The organism is Acetobacter pasteurianus subsp. pasteurianus LMG 1262 = NBRC 106471 (assembly GCF_000285275.1).
Lineage (GTDB): Bacteria > Pseudomonadota > Alphaproteobacteria > Acetobacterales > Acetobacteraceae > Acetobacter > Acetobacter pasteurianus.
This window is the reverse complement of the sequence record NZ_CADO01000115.1, coordinates 1-3,523: the sequence shown is the minus strand read 5'-3', so window position 1 is coordinate 3,523 and position 3,523 is coordinate 1. Positions and strand designations below refer to the sequence as shown.

The window sequence follows — 3,523 nt, the reverse complement described above, 5'->3', positions numbered from 1 at the left end:
ACTTTTTCATAATCTAACCCGATGTACAACCCTTCTGTGAGATTTCCGCGTCAAGCACAGCACACATGGTGGTAGCATCAATTTTAAAAATAGTGGTTATTACGCAGGTGATGGTCAGGCTCTGGATGGCTCTGCCAATTACGGTATGGCTCTGGGGCATAACGGTGGCTATCTGGATCTGGCCGCGCAGATTTCCCATCAATTGCCAACAACACGTGGTGGCGATTTTTATGGGACAATGTTTGATGATTCCAGAAATGAAACAGCAAACCGCAATGTTCAGCGTGGTCTAGGTATTCCCAAATCCACACTGGAAACTATTAGCGAAAATATGTCTGTGCCGTTGGCTGACAGCGGATTTAATTTTTACAGCACTTCCACGTTTTCTCACAGGCGTGCCAATGTGCCCGAAACTTACCGTGCCAACACGGCGTCTGATGAGTGGATCAATCCGGATCTGTATCCTGCTGGTAACCAGCCTTACATTGCAATGGATCAGCTGGATTTTGAAACGGATAACGGCATTAAGGCCCGCAAGTTTGGTTTTGCATGGGATGCTTACGTAACCTACGCACGTGATAAGCAGAATTACCGCACCACCAACTCAGAAAACGTTTCTATACCCGGTAGCACGCAAACATCTTTTTATGATGGTGCTTCAGTTGCAACAGAGCTAACGGCAGGCCTGCGCGGTTCTCGTTCGTTCCGTCCGGATTGGGCACCGCGTCCTATCAATCTGCGGTTTGGTGGTGAATATCGCCACGATACTTTTCAGATGGTTGAAGGTGAAATGGCCTCATGGAGCGGGATGGGCGCAACGGACCATCCGGGTAACGTTCCAATGGCGGCAACCTATCAGAATCGCGATGTGTATGAAGGTAACGTCAACCTTGATTTCTATGTGACCAAGCAGTGGGAATGGACATTGGGTGGTCGTGTTGGCAGCTATAATAACATTGCTACTGTAGAAACGGGATCTGTTGGCACACGCTATAACTTTAACAAACGCTGGGCTATTCGTGCAAATGTGAATACCGGGTATCGCCCGCCTACCTTGGGTGCGATGAATTATTTCTATTCTGCGCCTTATCCTGGCTATACGGTAGATCAGATTCCTGCCGGCAGCCAGATTGCCAAATATCTTGGTGCAGGCAGCATGAAAGGCGAATACTCCCGTAGCTACTCAATCGGTTTTGATTCAACGCCAGTTGATGATTTCCATGTAACAGGCAACCTGTATTACATTGCCATTAACGGCAGAATGGGCAGCACAAAAACCTATTCGGTGGATCAGAATGACTCTGTTCTTCTGGAAATGCTGAAAAATGCAAATCTGGAAAGCGCAACATCCCTCTCATATTATGCAAACCTGTATAATACGCAGACATTTGGTGGGGATTTGAGTGCAGACTACACCCTGCACACAAAAAATCTTGGTCAGTTCCGCTTTGCTATGGGTATCAACTTCTCGGATAACGAAATTCGTTCTGCAAAGTCTGATCTGGTAAATGAATATACCAAGATGATGGTTTTGCATTCTGCGCCCAAAAACCGTGAGCAGATCAGCGTAAACTGGACGCGTGGCAAGTGGTCCTTTATGGCGCAGGAACTCCGGTATGGTTCCATTGTCTATATGGCTTCCCCAACGGGGGCGGGCAGTGTGCCTTTCCAGCAGAATCCGGGCTTTATTACCAATCTGGAAGTTGACTATAAAATTTTCCCGCGGTGGACAGTTGGCATTGGGGCTAACAACGTAGGAAATAAACATCCTACCCGTGTGCCAAGCTCCATTGCCAATACTCAGCAAGGCCTTGCCAAATATGCATCCTATTCTCCGTATGGGTTCAGCGGTGGGATGTATTATGTGAAAACCTCTTTGGATTTCTAAAGGGAAAGGAAGGTGTTCACACTTAAGCCTTTAGGATCGAGGCTGACACATCTTGGGTTGTTGAAACAAATAGCCCAAGCCAGTGCAAAAACAGCGAGAGCATAATGCAGAATATTTCAGAACATTCCGAAAAGCTGGAAAGTGACGCTGCTCGTACAAAACAGACTTTTTCATAATCTGACCCGATGTACAACCCTTCTGTGAGATTTCCGCGTCGATCCAGAAAAAGATCTCGGCCATATAGATCGATAAAAGTGCACACATTCACAGCAAGGCTGGAGAGATATTTTTATCTCTCTCATTCATATTCAAACTATTCTTTCAATATCTTAAAGCATAATTGAGTTTTTGAATTTCAGAAGCAGAGAACGATTACAAACACCTTATTTTAACCCACATAAGCAATAACTCAGCATTACTCCCAAACTCCCTAGAAATTTCGTTTGCTGAGCACGTATTTCGTCATGCGTCTTGGTATTCTTTTTACAGAATACCCCCAGAGAAGAGCGCATCTTTTATCGTGAATATCACAACACCCTAAAAAATAACTATTTTAATAGTTGATTTATAATTGACTCATTTTTTATGTCATATTTAAATATGAAACGTATTGTTTCGTTATTTTAAGTGAGAGCTGACATGCGCTGCTATGATTCTGACAGCTACGCCTTTCCCGATCACTATTTGGCAACGAGGAAGTGCTTTTTTTGTTTTTGGTAAGAAACGAAAATTTATCTTACCTTCAGAAAGTAACTATTTATCAGGAATAATATTTTTCTAGAGTTGCTTTTTCAAAAGTTTCTCAAAAAAGCAACGGAGGGAAACTGGCGTAATGCAGGATAACTCTCAACAGACAGAGGGGAAGGAGCGTTATGTTCTTCGCGCTGGCGGTGCGGTTGGAGCTGGAGCGCTTATAGCGGTTCTTCTTTTGCATGGAGCTGGTGTGTGGGGGCTGATGTATGGGATGGGCACGAAGGCGAGCGTGCCTGTCGAGCATCCGCCGATCAAGGCTGAGATGCTGCCACCACCTCAGCCGCCACCGCGGCCACCTCCACCGCCGCCACCACCGCCGGTGATGGCCGAGCCGCCGCCGCCATTTATTCCGCCACCCAAGATCAAGGTGCCACCGCCACCCAAGCCGCCCATCAAGCACGTGGCCAAGGCGCCGCCCAAACACCCGGCACCCCCACAGACCAAAACGGCCAAGGCCCCACCGGCCAACACCGAGCCCGCAACCAGCGCACCTCCATCCGATGCGCCGGACACCACGGCCGGCACCGCGCCGCTCAACCACGTGCAGCCGGTCTATCCGCCAGAAATGGAGGAAGACAACATTGAAGGCCGCGTGACAGTGGCGTGCGATGTGGAGCCCACGGGCATGACCAGCAACTGCCAGGTGCAGTCGGTTTCTGGCGGTCAGGCCTTTGCGCAGGCGGCGTTGGATTACGTGCACAAGGCCCGCTATCGCCCGGCTACACGTAATGGCGCACCGGTGAAGGAACTGCACAAGGTCTACGTCATTCGCTTCAGGCTGGATGACTGAGATCAGCTTACGAACACACTAACGGATTGCCCGGCCCATAACGGCCACACCCCGCCGGATCGGGCCCTGATGATGAGGATTATGAGGAAGAT

Annotated in this window: 1 protein-coding gene and 1 pseudogene; both read left to right on the top strand. The window is 48.4% G+C overall.

Translation table 11 applies throughout. The features are described from left to right. Nucleotides 1-49: 49 nt before the first annotated feature. Nucleotides 50-1,888 (top strand): annotated as a pseudogene (locus APA10_RS11775) (TonB-dependent receptor plug domain-containing protein); the annotation flags it as partial. A gap of 832 nt (nt 1,889-2,720) precedes the next feature. Further along, nucleotides 2,721-3,431, top strand: a complete 711-nt coding sequence (locus tag APA10_RS11770) for an energy transducer TonB (protein WP_035367764.1) — start codon at nt 2,721-2,723, stop codon at nt 3,429-3,431. Nucleotides 3,432-3,523: the final 92 nt, after the last annotated feature.